This is a genomic window from Nostoc sp. JL31, assembly GCF_017114965.1.
Taxonomy (GTDB): domain Bacteria; phylum Cyanobacteriota; class Cyanobacteriia; order Cyanobacteriales; family Nostocaceae; genus Nostoc; species Nostoc punctiforme_A.
Genome location: NZ_JABXKO010000072.1, coordinates 1 through 15778 on the forward strand (window position 1 = coordinate 1; position 15778 = coordinate 15778).

The following is a 15778-nucleotide window of genomic DNA, read 5'->3' on the forward strand; positions in this document are numbered from 1 at the left end:
CCCAGCCATACACAGATACACCCCTCTCATACGAGAAGTAGATTACCATATTTCGGTATTAGTGGGATAGGTTCTTAGAATTCCACCTGAGTAAACCCAGACGCACTGCCATCAAGGTCAAAATACAGTCCGCCTGTGCTGTTGTCATAGATAACTGCCTCCAATGCCTGGGTATTGTTCATGGCACTAGCTAAGTTTTTCAAAGCCATGCCCATGAGCCGCAGACATTCCTGGGCATTTTCCTTGGGGGGTTCTTGGGCTAGCGATGGCTACGCCCGCCGCAGGCATCGCAAATCAATGGTTTTCTCCAGAGCTTGTTTAACTTGCTTGTTTAACGCTTTGGTCGCTTGAGTCATGGTATTTCCCCACTTTTGAGAAGGGCGCTGTTCAACCGCGTTTTCCAATTCTTGGATACGTTGCTGAAGTTGCTGATTCTCAATTTCTAACTGCTGTAGCGATTCCATCTCATCCAGGCGTTGCTGTAACTGAACGTTTTGCTCCCTTTGTTGCTTATACAAGTTTTGCAGAGATTGGATTTGCTCTTGTACTTGTTCTTCTGCTTTGGCTGTGGCCTCTGTTTGCAAACCAATCCTCAATTCCTGGGAAAGTCGCTCTAGTTCCTGTTTATGGCGTTCTTCGAGTGCTGCGTAGGCGTAGCCCGTCGTAGACATCGCCTCAGAATATTCTTTTGGGTAAGTCCGCCCACTCGATTCGGACACAATTGCGTCATTTAAATCAGCCAAATCAGCATTGTTTACCAGCAGCCTCTCACCATCGCTGAAAGTAACAATCTGCTGATAGTTATTTGGTGCATCTGCCTCAATTACTCCCGAATCTCCATAACGAGGATGCGAAAGGGAAGAAACAGTGACAGAATTACACAATTGCGTTTTGACTTTTTCTTGTTTTGTGTTACTGGTTCTAGTAGGCGACGTATTTTTTGGAACAACCTTCTGAACTGCTTTAGCAAAATCGGCGGCAGTGGCTACGGGTTTTTCTTGGGATGCGATCGCAAACAAAGCATGATTTGTAAAAAGTTGAAACGAGCTATTTGCCTTAATACATAAAATTGTTAATTTATATAGTTAAAAACTCTATTATTAATATAATTTCACGTTACTGAATAGTAATCTCTACCACCAGATAGATAAAAATCTCTTAATATGAAGCGAATATCTTTTAAAATACTATACATATCTTCTTTTTTATAAAGTTATTGAAAGTTCTTGTCTTATGCATATTCAGATCAAAGTCGTTAAGGACTGTTACGAAAATAGAAATATTGCATAAAAGCTGGAGGAAATCTCGAAATCTGGTTGTTGGGCAAAAATCAAATAGCTAAATTGTCTGTTTTTAAAGAATGTAAAAACAGTTATAAAATCCTGTTAGAACAGAATTTCGTGACTGTTATGATCCAATAGTTGGTTTTTGGCATTTTGTAACCATAAGTACCTAGATTTTCAAAACACGATATTCAAGATTTTCCTGATATCTCTGATTGATGTCAGGTTGACGTAAATTATTGGACTTGTAAAAACAATGCACAAAACAAAATCTTCAAAGACTGACTCATCTATCTATTCCAATTCCTTAGCGCTAAATTCATCTCCACAATTAGCGCATAGACCATTTGGTAGCGAAATCCAAAAAGCATCAGTTGCAGCTAAAACACCGACTGATATAGAGAATGAAGGCTTTGCAGAAAAACAGATGGAAGCAACTGGACTTTCCATACAAGCGAAGTCTGGCTCGATTACGTCCGAAGGACAGGAGCGCCTAACTTTATTACAAGCCAAGATGAAGGGATTATTGAATTCTCGACTTGAACATGCAACCCGATTTGGTCATAATATTGCTAATATTCCACTGAGAAAGCAAGATACACCAATACAAGCAAAGCTGACAATTGGCCAGCCAGGGGACAAGTATGAGCAAGAAGCAGACGAAACCGCACGCCAAGTAGTCCAACGGATTCATCAGCAATCAAACCAGCAAGTTCAGCGAGAAACTGTAACTGAAGAAGAGGAATTGCAAACTAAGCCAGTAGAAAATATTCAGCATCAGGAATTGCCTGAAGATGAAGAATTACAGATGAAGCCGATGGTGCAGCGTGTGGCTGATGGTGGCATGGCTGCATCAGCTGACGTGGAAGCCGGGATACAAAGTGCAAGAGGTGATGGACAGTCATTAGCCTATAGTATCAGAGAACCGATGGAGCAGGCGTTTGGGGCTGACTTTAGCGGCGTGCGTGTGCATACGGATTCTCAGGCGGATCAGTTGAACCAGTCGATACAGGCGAAGGCATTTACTACGGCGCAGGATGTGTTCTTTCGGCAAGGGGCGTATCAGCCGGGAAGCCGTGGAGGGCAGGAGTTGTTGGCACATGAGCTTACACACGTTGTGCAGCAAGGTGGAGGGAACGGGATACAACCGTTATTAGACAAAGATGCGAATAGACCCATCGAAGAGGCTATACAGCAGAAAGAGGTTGCACAACCGAAGTTATTACATGAGGCTCGAAGCAAGCCCACTGCCGCGCAAAATCTTAAACTCGCACCCTCTGCTGCCAGCTATTTTGCCCCAGTTATCCAGAGGGAGATTTTGATTGGCGATACAAGATACAAACCTTATAACGAGCAACTGCTCGGCGACATCTATAACCTCGCGAGACCCTATATCAATCAATGGGGCAAGATGGACGAAATTTTTCAGCGAAATTCAAAGAGTGCAACCAGAATCGCAAAGAACAATTACCTTGACCAGGACGGAGAAAGTGTTAACGGGTTGAGGAATGATATGAGGGCAATGCTGCGGAAATACAATGGAATCAAAGCGTTCGACAATAACCAAGATTTAGCCAGGCAGGTTGTGCAGGACGTAAAGTTAAGGTTGCTGGGCATGGAAAATGTCATCGGGGTAGATCATCAGGACGGGCAATTCTCAGAAGCTAACGATGAGCCAACTGTGGGGAGGACTGGTAAGACCAAGACTCTGCGTATTTACCGCACTATGAGCGCGGCCAACTGGAACAACTATACTCAAAGCAATGACCTTGGCAATATTCTCTATGGCCATGGTGGATCACTGGGGCAAGCCATGCACTATTTTGCAATGTCCAAGCGTGACGCAAAAGACGATGTATTGGTTGAATTCGAGTTCTCCAATAAGGCACAGAACCTGATGAACTATACCCAGATTAGCCGAGGGGGTGAAGGCGGAGCCCCAAGAGACAATAAGCTGACCGGAAAGAGTGAGCAGAACGACATAATGGGATTAGACCAGTCTATATTCAGCGTAAATCTCCATAAAAGCAAGGACCTCATTAAACAATTAAATCCCCAGGTGAAGCTGATTGACCGTGCAAGCTAACACCTATATCTGTGATCAGTCGCAGAAGCATAACTAAAGCGTTTGATTTAGCTTGACAATTGGCTCTAAAGCGAATTTTTTAATCACAATTTGCAAAGCCGGATCATCACGCCAACACTCCTGCAAAAAGTCAAAACCCGGATTCTCGCCCGAATTCGCCGCTCGATTCAGTTTTTTCCTTCTTACAGGTCGCAGATTTGACCACGCAACTATCGCCTCATGCGACCATTTTTCAGGATTTGGTACAAGTGCGGCGGAAATTTCACCCTCATGATCTGCTTTGACTTCTATACCCGAAACCGAGTTTCCAGCCAACAAGGTTCGCGTAGCGTCTCTTAGAGAAGCTGAATTTCCCTGTTCTAGAAGCTCTGGTGTTTGATGAGTGATCGCTTTTGGTCACAAGCCTACTTCAGCCGTTCATTGAATCATTCAAGTTGCCATAATTTAACTATTCCATCGTCTGCTGCGGTTGCAAACATTTTGCCATCGGGACTAAAAGCAACTTTTCTAATGATCGAATTTTGATGAGCTGTCCAAATGGGAGATTGCTGCTGAGTATTCAATTTCCACAATTTAATATTGCCTTGATTATCGCCACTGATAACCAACTTACCATCGGGACTGTAGTTGACTGAATTAAATTCAGTACGCTCAACATCAATACCTCTGCCAATTTACGAGGGTTCAACGCCTGTAGAAACGTTATGAATGCGTCCTAAAGCAGTAAGCTTGGCAAAAATCTGGGTTAATAAAATAGGCTCAGGGATTTCTGGAAGCATTTTTAACATTTCATGGACATATCGAAAGCCGCGATAATAGGCTTTAAGGTCAATAATGCCGGAGCCGGGATTGAGTTGACGGAAATCAGCGAGAGATGGTGAGATAAATTGACCATGAAGAATGCCAAATTAGCAGCATTAGTCACCGCAGTTGGGAGCATCTCAGTTTTTGAAGTGGCTCAAACCGACAATAATCCATTGAGGTAGGCACAGCGATGGGCCAGGACTTGAGGTACATTTTCTCGCTTCCATTGTGCTCCAGAAATCTTAGTGCGACGATCAACCTGTTTAACGGCAGATTCAACAGAATTGGATTTACTGCATTTTCTTGGTTACAGGTGCTTTGATTATCACTTTTTTCCTGCTGACTCATTTATTTACCTTTGCTACCTTATTCAGAAGAACGGAAAACTCCATACTCAAAAGACATAGCTCCAGAGAACTTAGTATTTCTAGATGAGACAGGAGTTTTACTAGGTTTGGCAAGAACTCATGCACGTTCGCAACAAGGAACAAGAGCATACGACCAAAAACCATTTTACCGATAGCGCAGCGTTAGCGAGTCTTCGAGCGTCGGTGCAAAAATTACAGTAATTGGAGCAATTAGTATTAAAAAAGTGGTGGCATTAATGACGCCTCAAATCGATGGCTATATGCTGATGCAGCAGATTCGATCGCGTCCACCAACTCAGGGAGGAGCGACTCCCGCGATCGCGCTGACGGCTTATGCCGCAGAAATCGACCAGAAAAGAACACTTCAAGCTGGATTTCAGATGCACCTAACGAAACCCCTGGAGCCAGAACAATTCGTCAGCGCGATTGTGAGCCTGCTTAAATCAAACCGATATTGAGCCGATATTCAAGTAACCCTCTTCTGTCACTTTCCGAGTATTCTGAATAAAAGGATTAAAAGAAAAAACTCTGGAAGGTAAGCAGGGCAATGGATGTAGAATTACAAATCCTGAAACATGTGGCAAGAGATGCCCACCCAACAGTTGCCATTATAGATGAATATTGTGCAGAGTATAAAGACCTGTTTAAGGAAGTAAGAAATTATGAGTGCTTCAAATATTTACATTTGGGAATAATGTCACCAATTAAAAGAAAATCGTTACCAGAGATAGCGAAAGCCGTAAGTATAAATTCTGCACAGTCATTACATCATTTTTTAGCTAATTCAGATTGGTCAGTAGAGGAATTAAAACAACGAAGATTAAATAAACTCAAAAAAGCATTAGATGGCAATGCGATTACAGTAGTAATAGATGAGACAGGAGACAGGAAAAAAGGTAGAAAGACTGATTATGTAGCCAGACAATATTTAGGGAGTGTCGGAAAAGTTGATAATGGTAACGTTTGCAGTCAATGCTTATGGACTTTACTCTAATATAACTTTTCCTTTAAGTGTAAAAATATTCAAACCAAAAGGGGCGCTAAAATCAGGAGATAAATATAAAACTAAAAGAGAGTTAGCATCAGAAATTATTACAGAGCTAATTGAATCAGGCTTTACTATTAAATTAGTACTAGCGGATAGTTTATATGGTGAAAGTAGCGAATTTATTAGAAAACTAGCTGAATATAAATTAGATTATGTCGTAGCTATAAGAAATAATCATGGAGTCTGGCTGCCAGCATGACAGAGGGTTAGGGCGAATAAGTGGTGTAAAGAAAGAGAGAACATTTAGCAATCAGAAATCAGAAATTAGATACATTAGGGAAATAATTTATGGTAAAAAAAAAGCCATAACTTACTGGGAAATAACTACTGATCCAGAAACCATGCCAGAGAATTCTACTTATTTTGTGATGACAAATCTTCAAGGTAATCTCAAGAAAACTTTAGGTGATTTATATGGATTAAGAACCTGGGTAGAATATGGTTTTCGACAGTGTAAGCAGGAATTAGGCTGGACAGATTATTGTTTCACAAATTTTCAACATATTGATAGATGGTGGGAAATTATTTTTTGTGTTTATACAATGATTAGTTTAAATTCTTCCGCCTTGTTAGGCTTAAATTTATCTCGTAAAATTGAACCTGAGTTACAAGAAAATAGTGATGCTGATTTTTCTAATCATCAACAATGGAATCATGAATCCGGATGGAAAAATACTTTAAATAATTTGCGTCTCATTGCCCAACCACTATTATTATTTTGGTTGATTTATCCCTGGATACATATTTTCCAAAATTCTAATTTATTGCTGGAATTCAATCAATTAATTAGTGGAATGAATCAATTTAAACCCTATTATGCTTCTGGATAATTTCACTTAGTTACTACTTGCTCATCCCGGAGAGTGACAGAAGAGGGTTATTAATCATTCTTTTATAGAAAATAGACTTGTACGGTAGGGGCAATTCATGTAGACGCATACTCCTACAGAGAAGCAAGCTACGCAAAGCGTCTCTAAGAGTTGCGGCTTCCCGTAGGGTATCGCCCCTACATTTCATAGTTAATGCGTAAGTCCTATTTAATTTAAGATGCTTTGCTATCATTTTATTAAATACTAGATTTATGGATTCTTATCAGGTTGAAACAGGTGCGCCTCTTCCTATAGAAATTGCTCAGATTGCCTCACCATTAACAACCCTCTCTCCAGCCTCAACACTCAACCCTCCTATTTCTAAAGATGCTATTCGCAGCAGTTTGAGAGCTTCCACTGTCGATGGTATTTTCGCAGCAGTTTTCTCTATTGGCACCGGCGGAATTTTACTAGGTAATTTTTTGGTGGAATTAGATGCCACTCCGATGGTATTTGGCATGGTGAGTTCTATCCCCATGTTGGTGAATCTCTTTCAGCCGATGGGTGCTTATTTGTCTGAACGCAGCACTAGCCGCTTTCAGTACTCCCTTCGCACTCATGGGATTGCTCGGCTACTGTGGTTGATTTTAGTAATTGGCATTGTTAGCTTTAGTTGGGGAGGGCTTAATTCCAACCAATTAGTGATATTGTCACTTTTTATTCTCGTATGCAGCCATCTTTTAGGAGGACTAGGAACTGCATCGTGGTTTAGTTGGATAGCAATGTTAGTGCCACGACGATTGCGAGGAAGATATTTCGGGTTACGAAATAGTATTGCTAATTTAACCGAATTGGTCAGTTTGCCAATAGCTGGTCTAGTTGTATCACATTGGTATGGGGGAACTATCCAAGGTTATGGGGTGATTTTGCTCTTAGGCATTATCTTTGGAATTGTGAGTTTGGGGTGTCAGTATTTCCAGGTAGATATAAATCCCCAATTACAAAATACTTATTATGCTAACTCATTTCAAACAAGTGAGATTAAGTCAGACTCGACACCAAATGAACCTGGTGAGATATCTGAAGCCATCTGTCTGCCGCAAATACCAACTCCCCAAAAGAAGATAGATACCAGTATTTGGAAAAACTCTAATTTTTTGGTGTTTCTGCTTTATTTCGGCTCATGGACACTTGCTGTTAACCTGAGTGCCCCGTTTTTTAATCTCTACTTGTTAGATACGCTAAACCTGGATGTGAGTTGGGTAACTTTCTATAACAGCCTGCGTGCAGGGGCACACATGCTGATGCTCATTCTGTGGGGTAGATTATCAGATAAAATAGGCAATCGTCCGATTTTAATTTATAGTGGAATTCTAATTGCAATTATACCCTGGTTGTGGCTGAGGATTGGTTCTAGTCCTCTCGATCTCTGGCTGTGGTTGCCGCTATTACACATATTTATTGGGGGTAATTGGGGAGCAATTGACTTGTGCAGCAACAATCTTCAGATAGAGATTGCAACGGTAAAAAATCAGTCTATCTATTTTGCAACAGCAGCAGCTGTTGCGGGAGCAAGTGGTGCTTTAGGAGCAACTATAGGTGGCTTAATCGCTCAATTTGCTGGGTCTTTTGGCATAGCGGAAGTGTTCATTGTATCTGGTATATTACGACTAGCATCACTTGTTCCACTCATTGTAAAAAAAGATTTGGGTAGTTAGGCTAAAATTTATTGGTTACGGATGTAAATAAACAATGTTACACTCAATCTCGATATTTATCTAACTACAGAAAGAATTTATAACTTATATCTCTACTCTATACTAGAAAAGCTTTGTAACATAGTTAAAAAGTTCATGTTAGTGAATCATGTTCTTTAAATATGTTGTTACATAAGCTAATATGCATTTAATTTGCAGTCTGGTTATAATTCCTGTTTCAAGATGCAATCTGAATGCCAATTAGCTTATCTAATTCAAATAAGTTAAATTTCAAAATCTAAAAAAATTAGGATGCTTAAGGTAGACACATCAAAAATCAGTCTTCAGCAAATTGAAGCTTTTGAGCAAGACGGCGTTATCTGCGTCAAAAATGTTTTGGATGATATCTGGGTAGAACGGATACGAACAGCTGTTGACAGAAATGTATTAATTCCTGGCCCTCTGGAAGCTAAAGGCATCCCCAGACCAGCAGGACGTGTGGAGCATACTAGTAGCTTATGGCTCACTGATGCTGATTTCCGTGCTTTGGCTTTTGAATCTCCGCTAGCAAAGCTTGCTGCTCAAGTATTAAAATCAGAAAAACTAAACTTTTTGAGCGACGGTTTTTTTGTTAAAAAGCCGAAAGTAAACAGCCGTGTAGGATGGCACAATGACCTACCTTACTGGCCTATACAAGGTTGGCAGTGTTGTAAAATTTGGCTGGCTTTAGATAGCGCGAACCAAGAAAATGGTCGATTAGAGTATATAAAAGCTTCTCATCAATGGGGTAAAGAGTTACGTGAAGGAGCAAACCCTTCCTGGTTTGTAGAGCCAGAGCCTCACGAAATTTTGTCTTGGGATATGGAGCCTGGAGATTGCTTGGTTCATGATTTTCTCACAATTCATCATTCAGTAACTAACATATCTTCCACCCAACGCCGTGCAGTTGTAACGAATTGGACTGGTGATGATGTTACTTACTATCACCGCCCGAAAGCATGGCCTTTCAGACCTCTTGAAGAAATTGATCTCCCAGAATTTAATTCATTCAAAGCCAAAAAACCTGGTGAGCCAATAGACTGCGATATGTTTCCTAGAGTTGAAGTGCATCGTTAGTCCTAAATTTACAGGTGGTTGCTGCTATCTGTTTAGGATACGCTTATGAAAATTTTCCTCAACTTAGTAGCAACCTAGTTGGAATTTATTTAGCTGAGTTGCTCATAATTTTAAGTGAATATTAGGATGTAATCCTATCAAGTTCATCGAGAATATTGCTATCTGTATCAATGTCAAATTTCCGAGCAAAATGAGCAGATGATGCAATTAGATTAGGCAAATCTTCCATTACTAACACTTTTGGATGAGGTCCTCCATTTGACCAATCAATATATCGGCGACGGTCATTTTTTAGTTGAAGGTGAGGTGCATTAGCAAGTATAGTTTGAAAATATGACTCGTCTGTATACTTAAGATTACTGTAGTACAAAGTTAAAGCATTTTTCTGACTGTGGAAATTAATAATGTATTCGGCAGCTTTGCGATTGGTGCAAAACCATTGACTTCCACTGAAGCAAGCTAGTTTATTAGAAAAAGGAAGGAAAGCTTTTGTTAATAGTGGGTGTTCTAAGCGTATTTCTAGATTTAGTTGAGCAAAGTATTTTTTTGATAAATTAAAAGAAAATGACTTTGTACAATATCGTTGATAGGAATTTTTCAGCCATAACATATTTGGTGTTAAATCGTCTTTATAAATTTTATATGTGATTTGCTCATACTGAATATAAGCATCATAAGGGTTTGAGGCTAAATCGTCCAATATTTGCTTTGCAGTTTTAATGGGATAGTCTGCTCCACTTAGTAATACAACCCAATCCGGTGCATCTGGAACCTCACACATCAGTTGTAGTGCCTGTACTGTAGCTTCTACTAAAGTAAAGTTCGCCCATTCTGTCTGTAGGTAAGGACGTACTAATAAGACGTTTTTTGTCAGAGAATTTACAGATAAATCACATTTTGAGAAATCATGATGACACACAATTAAAGGATAGTTGAACATCCTGTTTAACGTATTTATCAATCTGTAAATTTGTAGAGGTTTTGTATGAGTTAGTAAAATAAAACCTATTGAATTACTAGGATAATTAGACATATATAGGACTCCTATTTGATTTTTGAAAAAAACTCTGTACAACTCAAAAGCCTTCTTTACTATTGCCTATTGCCTCTTGCCTTCCCACGCAAGTAAATTCAAAAATACAGAGCGAATTCCTATAATTAAGTTGTATGAACTCTTTAAAATATTTGTCTGGGAAAGCATTAGCGTCTTTGTTGGCGTAGGAGCAACCATAAAAGAAGCAAAAGAGAAGGCAATCGCTTTGAATCTTAGAAAGTAGATGGAGTAAGAAATTAGGAATTAAAAACCTTTTGAAAGTGATCGCTACCTTAACTAACCTCTTAATCAGCGATCGCCATAATATCTGGAGTATTACTAATGTAAGGGATCTTCATCTGGTCAAATAAGGCGCGGTAGTGAGTCATTCCAGGAATGCAAAACATTTGTGGTAACACAAGGTCAATGTTTTGTGCCGTTATAAACTCTATAGCTTCAAACAGAGGAATTGGTTTGGTGTCAGCAATATCTTCTGGACTGAGGGAGGTAGGAAATCGCCACTGGCGATCGGGTGTGATATATGCAATCTGAAAATCATACTGCGATCGCTCTGCCATTGCTGCTAGACAATCTTGGGCGTAAAGGCGTGATAAATCACAGTAAAAATCATCCTGTGCAGACCCAACTAATTGAAGAATACGAAGTGCTGGCATGATTTATCTTTCTATCTACCGTTAAAATTTATACAGTGTTAAGCGAGTTATGATTTACCTCTGTGATTAGTAGAGGCTACAGCAGCTTTATATCTAAGAGTCTTTACTAAAATGCCCTTCTTCCTTAAGACGATAACTTGTGCGTTGTAGTAACGATGACTTGCCCATCTGACGAGAGTTGAAGACATAACAGAAATTGCCAGCTTTCAAGCTGACATAGAGTTGTTCATCTGCCTGACGGGTAACATATGTGGGGTCGTCACTGCGAAGACTACCCCCTACTTGATATCTCATATCTAAGTGTGATTATCAAATAAAGACATTAACATAATGACTAGTAATTTGTAGACAAATTATTGAAAGTAAGTATTGCAAGTTTTACAGCATAGTTTTATGTAACGGTACTTGATATTGAGTGCCTTACTGTCGCTCTATCAAACAATTGTACATAGTTGCTTGGCAAAATAGGCACGGTAAAGTTCGCAACGTGGTAAAACGCGATCGCCTTCAAAGCAAATTAATCCCAAACTTTCAAGCTTATAAGCCTCAATAGGGTTAAGAGAAATATCCTCCTTTGCTGCCAAAATTTCAGCATAGGTCTTTGCTAATCTAGGATTTTCTTGCAGTTTCCTCCAGTGTCGCCATAAATGATCGCGGTAGATGCCGCCATTAGCCATCGCATCCTCTATTATTTCTTGCAGGGTCATTTCTTGAGAGCAAAGATAGTACAAACTAATCTGAATTAGTGCGGGATGTCCTCCTACTAGTGACATCAGCTTGGCAAAATCTTTAGCTTTAAACGAGTCTAAACTATACCGCCTAGCTAAATCTTCTACTTGTGGTTGAGTAAAATCGTTTAGACGAATAGGTAGACCAATATTAAAAGGAGAGAGGTTAATATCCATAGAGATATAGTCTTCGGTTGAGTAAACCATTACTAACCTCAGCTTTTGCCAGTTGGGATTGTGTCGTGCTTCCTCACACCATGACCTCAACAAAGCAAAAAACTCGTGACAAATGTGAGGATATTCAAAAAAACGGTCAACTTCATTCAACACTAAAACCACTGGGGTTTGACATTGTTCGAGCAAATAGTTTTCTAAATAGAAGCCGCTCCTCAAGTTGTAGCCAATTTCTTCATTCCACTTTTCCTTAAGGTTTGGGTCTATACCTAACCCTGTTGCAATTTTCCAGCAAAGACGATGCAACAGTTTATTTAAATCAGTTAAACACTCATTATCGAATTGATAGCAATTCAAATTCACAGTCTGATACCCAAGTTTCTGTGCAAAGTCACAAAGCCGCAATACAAGGGAACTTTTACCCATTTGTTTGGGAGACCTAATCCGAATCACGCAGCCACTAGTAGTTATTTCTCGATAAACTTTTCTCTCTAGTGAAGGACGTTCAATATAAAAGTGAGAATTTAAAGGTACGGGACCATCCGGGTATGACCAAAGATTTTCTATCTGTTCAGTTTGTGTGTGATGTTCTTCGACAAATGAGGTTAATTCGGAACGTTGAGATAAATCTTCTTCTATATTTATAATAGACAATAACTCAGATGTTTCAGTCTCATTTGCTTTGTTGACTATGGTGTAGTCTTCGCTATGTAATTCTAGATTAAAAGCGCTAAAGCAGATTTTTATAGTCTTTTGATCTACACTTTCACTTAAAGACCATAATTTACTCAAAGTTCTACTAGAAACATTAATGCGCGAGCTTATTTCTTCTAAACTCAAGTGTTCGCCTTTATTTTCTACTATCTCCACAGAAAGAATTGCTGATTGTAACCGTTTAATTCCTGTGGAAGTTAGTACAACTCCCCGTTTACGTTTAGTTTTATACATTGCTGTTCCAGATATTTATGATAAATGAGTGTCACAAGCGATAATTTTTTCTATTTGCCTACTGAAACTGGAATTCAGCGTAGCAATTTTTGATACACTATTATTTAATTTTTTCTACAATCCATTGGAACTCTAATCAACTAAGTTACATTATATTAGCTTGATAGTAAACACTGACATCAATGATCTATTTATCCTACTTTTCCTACTTTTCCACTCGCTGTTTTGATGGTTATCTTGCAAAAACTGTCTAGAAAAATGAAGCCCTTGTATTTACTTGAATTTGTACAAATGTGATTAAATAATGTAATATTTTTAACTTGTATAATTTATGACTTTTTGTTGGGGTGTTGCAAAAATATTATCGCTTTAGTAGAACTTTAAATACTAAATATTAGTAGTTGTGGAACTACCTACAATCACGACTTAGTTGAAAAATTCACAGAAATTATGCACAAGCAAGTAAACTCCAAAGATATACGAGTAAATGGTGTATTATTTAATAGCATTTTATACTTGTTTATCAAACAAGCAATGCAGAGCTTGCCTAACAAATGTATTCTGAGTACTAGCTTCTACCAAGAAAAGGGAAGATTTTCCAACTGCCTTGATACCCATTGAGGAGTGAAAACATTCCGATAAATCGAATTTTTAACTCTCAGATAGCCGTTATAATTTTCCACCAAACCAGATAGCAACAGCTCTGTCTGTTCTTCACTATTATCGGCTGGTATCAAGTTATCTATCGCGTTCCTATTCCTTAGTTCCTCTACTTGTAACACGCGTTGGTAAATATTTAATAGCTTTCCTGCTTTGTGTTCATCAAAAAGTAAGCGATTTCTTATGGTACGGAGATGTTCAGGTTCATCTTGGAATTCCCAATGTTGAATAATCCGCGATCGCACCAATTGTTCTACCCAATATCCTTCAGCACCCTTCGGTATGGTAATTGTTTCCTTATAACTTTCTAAGACAACTTGCACAACTAACTGACAAAGCTTTTGGGTGAGAAACGGTTGTCCTCTTGTCCAATGAATAATATGCTGCAATATTACTTGTGGCTGGCTGAATACTTCTTCTAAGCCTTCGAGCAGGGGCATAGCTTCATGTAATTGAAAGTCACATAACTTAATCGCTTGACCAATGTTAAAGGGAGTTCGATGTCGATCAGCAATTAGGTTAGATGGGCTGGCTACACCAAACAAAGCAAAACCCAAGCATTGAAAACTTGGGTTGTGTGCTTGCTGCTCATAACAGTAACGAATCCAGATAAAAAAATCGTCGACCGGGAAATTCAAACTTAGTAAACTACTAATATTATCGATAAAGATGAAAATGCGATTATTTTTAATTTCTTTCAGGAACACCTGTTCAATAAATTGATACAGTCGTTGTACTGGCTCAAGCTCTGATTGTTGCTCCCACCAACTCTCAAAGTTGACCCGTTTTGTCAGATTTAACTTGTGAAACAGGCTAAAAATAATGCCTTTATACCATTGTATAGGTATAATTTGATTAGTACCTAATAGAGCTAAACTCAGATAAACACATATATGATTTTCTTTTTCTAAGCGATGAATAGTCCGGTGTAGTAGAGATGATTTACCTGTTTGGTGGGAGTCGAAAACGTAACAAAAATCTCCTGTTTTTAATCCAGTATAAAGTTGTTCGTCTGCTTGACGGACAATATATGTAGAGTCATCATACTTCAGGCTACCACCAACCTGATATCTCATAGTCCAGTCAATTCCCATCAATAGGAATACTTGTACTTTTGTAATCGATGCTATATTTAAACGAAACAATATTTTAATATAATTTAACTATGATTACCATTGCTTTTACTCTGGCTTAACTTTCCTCACATTATCTGATAGCGGTTTCCCTATTTCATTACTCTCAGGGAATAGTTTATTCTTAAGTTTTATGCTATATTTCAATCTTAATTATTCTATGAAAAAAGCAAATTTTTGGAGGAAAATTATAAACTTTAGATAACTAAAGAGCGATCGCTCAAGAGATAGTGCCAAACTTAATCACTATATTATTTGCAGACTTATCTTCTCTTAGCTAAAAATAAAAATCAAGGAAAGTTAAGACCTTTAAGTAAATTATTGAGATAGTTAAGACAGGAATACTGCTCGGTTAAAAAAAAAGTAGGCTCAAACCGAATGGTACTAAGTTAAGCGCAAAGCCATGATATAGCTGGATGAAAGGGTGTGGGGTGTGGGGAATTAAGAAGATGGTGAACTCCTTGACGCAACTAAAATTTAATTGTCTTAAAACTAGACCCTACACCCTACCCCCTACACCCTGCCCTGATCAGATTTCAGCTTTTCTTAGTGCCATTCGGCTCAAACCCTTGATATATTCTTGTCTATAATGCCCAAAGAGCTTAAGCGAGCAGTATTAGTTAAGCCAGTTAATAAAAAAATAAGTAAGTTGTGTTTTGAACTAAAAAATTCCTAAAATAACGACCAACCATTATAAATCAAGAAAATGCGATTATTACCTAATAATAAAAAGCTTGAACTTACTTAAATTTATAACTGGTCTTGAAATTTACTTTTTGACGTTTTGCTTTAGCAACTATTACACTTTTTAATCCATTAAGTGTTTTTAAAATGGAATCTATCGACCACAGGCTCATCCTTATTACCAGGCAAACTAAGCACACCAAAGCTTAAGGTCTCCCAATGAATATGGTAGACGGCTCAACCCTGTTGACCACAATTTTTGTGCTAGTAGATGATTGGTATCAGCAAAAAGGCTGTGTTGATTATGGGTGGTGTACCAGTCGAAAAATGAAGCGTTTAGGCATTGATGTCCTTACTTTTGAACAACATCCTGTGGCTTAATTTACATAAGGCGTATACTTTAAAATATCTATGTTCTTAACTTTCCTAAATTTCCTAACTTTCTTAACTGTTTTCTTAAATATCTTCTTAAATGTCTTAACTGGTCTTGCATCTTATTTAAAAAACTGGGATTATGTATCTGAATATATCTA

The 15778-nt window shown here is 38.6% G+C and carries 14 protein-coding genes and 4 pseudogenes; 7 read left to right on the top strand and 11 right to left on the bottom strand.

All coding sequences use genetic code 11. The annotated features are described in order from the left end of the window. Positions 1-74: 74 nt before the first annotated feature. Both HWQ43_RS33795 and HWQ43_RS17025 read right to left on the bottom strand, forming a co-directional pair. A complete protein-coding gene (locus tag HWQ43_RS33795; protein WP_366932842.1) occupies positions 75-209 on the bottom strand; it encodes a hypothetical protein in 135 nt (44 codons plus the stop codon). Positions 210-269: 60 nt separating this feature from the next. Beyond that, positions 270-1019 carry a hypothetical protein gene (locus HWQ43_RS17025; protein WP_366932843.1) on the bottom strand — a complete coding sequence of 250 codons (750 nt, stop codon included), beginning with the start codon at positions 1017-1019 and terminating at the stop codon, positions 270-272. Positions 1020-1539: 520 nt separating this feature from the next. Here HWQ43_RS17025 and HWQ43_RS17030 point away from each other — a divergent pair. Next, positions 1540-3369 carry a DUF4157 domain-containing protein gene (locus HWQ43_RS17030; RefSeq protein ID WP_292736123.1) on the top strand — a complete coding sequence of 610 codons (1830 nt, stop codon included), beginning with the start codon at positions 1540-1542 and terminating at the stop codon, positions 3367-3369. A 33-nt stretch (positions 3370-3402) separates the two neighbouring features. On the opposite strand, the gene HWQ43_RS17035 is transcribed toward HWQ43_RS17030, so the two are convergent. The 4 genes and pseudogenes from HWQ43_RS17035 to HWQ43_RS17045 all read right to left on the bottom strand — a co-directional run. Then, complete coding sequence (locus HWQ43_RS17035; protein ID WP_292736126.1) at positions 3403-3684, bottom strand: hypothetical protein; 282 nt, start codon at positions 3682-3684, stop codon at positions 3403-3405. A 110-nt stretch (positions 3685-3794) separates the two neighbouring features. After that, positions 3795-3977 carry a hypothetical protein gene (locus HWQ43_RS33800; RefSeq protein ID WP_366932844.1) on the bottom strand — a complete coding sequence of 61 codons (183 nt, stop codon included), beginning with the start codon at positions 3975-3977 and terminating at the stop codon, positions 3795-3797. Between the two features lie 66 nt (positions 3978-4043). Continuing rightward, positions 4044-4300: pseudogene (locus HWQ43_RS17040) on the bottom strand (IS4 family transposase); the annotation flags it as partial. Between the two features lie 27 nt (positions 4301-4327). Further along, positions 4328-4471, bottom strand: a pseudogene (locus tag HWQ43_RS17045) (ISKra4 family transposase); the annotation flags it as partial. A gap of 60 nt (positions 4472-4531) precedes the next feature. Between HWQ43_RS17045 and HWQ43_RS17050 the strand changes: the two are divergent. The 5 genes and pseudogenes from HWQ43_RS17050 (at position 4532) to HWQ43_RS17070 (ending at position 9211) form a co-directional block, all read left to right on the top strand. Then, entirely contained in the window at positions 4532-4696 is a 165-nt protein-coding gene (locus HWQ43_RS17050) for a hypothetical protein (protein WP_292736129.1), read from the top strand. Positions 4697-4777: 81 nt separating this feature from the next. Then, positions 4778-4999: a response regulator gene (locus tag HWQ43_RS17055; protein ID WP_292736132.1), complete on the top strand. Its 222-nt coding sequence runs from the start codon at positions 4778-4780 to the stop codon at positions 4997-4999. An 89-nt stretch (positions 5000-5088) separates the two neighbouring features. Next, a pseudogene (locus HWQ43_RS17060) lies at positions 5089-6419 on the top strand (IS701 family transposase). Positions 6420-6670: 251 nt separating this feature from the next. Further along, on the top strand, positions 6671-8116 hold the full coding sequence (locus HWQ43_RS17065) for an MFS transporter (RefSeq protein WP_292736135.1): 1446 nt from the start codon (positions 6671-6673) through the stop codon (positions 8114-8116). 291 nt (positions 8117-8407) lie between these two features. Continuing rightward, a complete protein-coding gene (locus HWQ43_RS17070; RefSeq protein ID WP_292736138.1) occupies positions 8408-9211 on the top strand; it encodes a phytanoyl-CoA dioxygenase family protein in 804 nt (267 codons plus the stop codon). Between the two features lie 121 nt (positions 9212-9332). Here the strand turns inward: HWQ43_RS17070 and HWQ43_RS17075 are convergent, their stop codons facing one another. The 5 genes and pseudogenes from HWQ43_RS17075 to HWQ43_RS17095 all read right to left on the bottom strand — a co-directional run bounded on the left by HWQ43_RS17075 (position 9333) and on the right by HWQ43_RS17095 (position 14504). Next, positions 9333-10244 carry a beta-1,6-N-acetylglucosaminyltransferase gene (locus tag HWQ43_RS17075; RefSeq protein WP_292736140.1) on the bottom strand — a complete coding sequence of 304 codons (912 nt, stop codon included), beginning with the start codon at positions 10242-10244 and terminating at the stop codon, positions 9333-9335. Positions 10245-10555: 311 nt separating this feature from the next. Next, a pseudogene (locus HWQ43_RS17080) lies at positions 10556-10918 on the bottom strand (D-alanine--D-alanine ligase); the annotation flags it as partial. A 93-nt stretch (positions 10919-11011) separates the two neighbouring features. Then, entirely contained in the window at positions 11012-11212 is a 201-nt protein-coding gene (locus tag HWQ43_RS17085) for a hypothetical protein (protein WP_292736143.1), read from the bottom strand. A gap of 140 nt (positions 11213-11352) precedes the next feature. Next, entirely contained in the window at positions 11353-12768 is a 1416-nt protein-coding gene (locus HWQ43_RS17090) for an AAA-like domain-containing protein (RefSeq protein WP_292736146.1), read from the bottom strand. A 575-nt stretch (positions 12769-13343) separates the two neighbouring features. Next, positions 13344-14504 carry an AAA-like domain-containing protein gene (locus HWQ43_RS17095; protein WP_292736149.1) on the bottom strand — a complete coding sequence of 387 codons (1161 nt, stop codon included), beginning with the start codon at positions 14502-14504 and terminating at the stop codon, positions 13344-13346. Between the two features lie 960 nt (positions 14505-15464). On the opposite strand from HWQ43_RS17095, the gene HWQ43_RS17100 reads away from it, so the two are divergent. Further along, positions 15465-15626, top strand: a complete 162-nt coding sequence (locus HWQ43_RS17100; RefSeq protein ID WP_292736152.1) for a hypothetical protein — start codon at positions 15465-15467, stop codon at positions 15624-15626. Positions 15627-15778 lie beyond the last annotated feature (152 nt).

Excerpts from the sequence above, each read along its gene's own strand:
- HWQ43_RS33795 (WP_366932842.1), bottom strand. The coding sequence starts at position 209 with ATGGCTTTGAAAAACTTAGCTAGTGCCATGAACAATACCCAGGCATTG.
- HWQ43_RS17095 (WP_292736149.1), bottom strand. The coding sequence starts at position 14,504 with ATGAGATATCAGGTTGGTGGTAGCCTGAAGTATGATGACTCTACATAT.
- HWQ43_RS17100 (WP_292736152.1), top strand. The coding sequence starts at position 15,465 with ATGAATATGGTAGACGGCTCAACCCTGTTGACCACAATTTTTGTGCTA.
- HWQ43_RS17055 (WP_292736132.1), top strand. The coding sequence starts at position 4,778 with ATGACGCCTCAAATCGATGGCTATATGCTGATGCAGCAGATTCGATCG.
- HWQ43_RS17065 (WP_292736135.1), top strand. The coding sequence starts at position 6,671 with ATGGATTCTTATCAGGTTGAAACAGGTGCGCCTCTTCCTATAGAAATT.
- HWQ43_RS17075 (WP_292736140.1), bottom strand. The coding sequence starts at position 10,244 with ATGTCTAATTATCCTAGTAATTCAATAGGTTTTATTTTACTAACTCAT.
- HWQ43_RS17030 (WP_292736123.1), top strand. The coding sequence starts at position 1,540 with ATGCACAAAACAAAATCTTCAAAGACTGACTCATCTATCTATTCCAAT.
- HWQ43_RS17090 (WP_292736146.1), bottom strand. The coding sequence starts at position 12,768 with ATGTATAAAACTAAACGTAAACGGGGAGTTGTACTAACTTCCACAGGA.
- HWQ43_RS17085 (WP_292736143.1), bottom strand. The coding sequence starts at position 11,212 with ATGAGATATCAAGTAGGGGGTAGTCTTCGCAGTGACGACCCCACATAT.
- HWQ43_RS17070 (WP_292736138.1), top strand. The coding sequence starts at position 8,408 with ATGCTTAAGGTAGACACATCAAAAATCAGTCTTCAGCAAATTGAAGCT.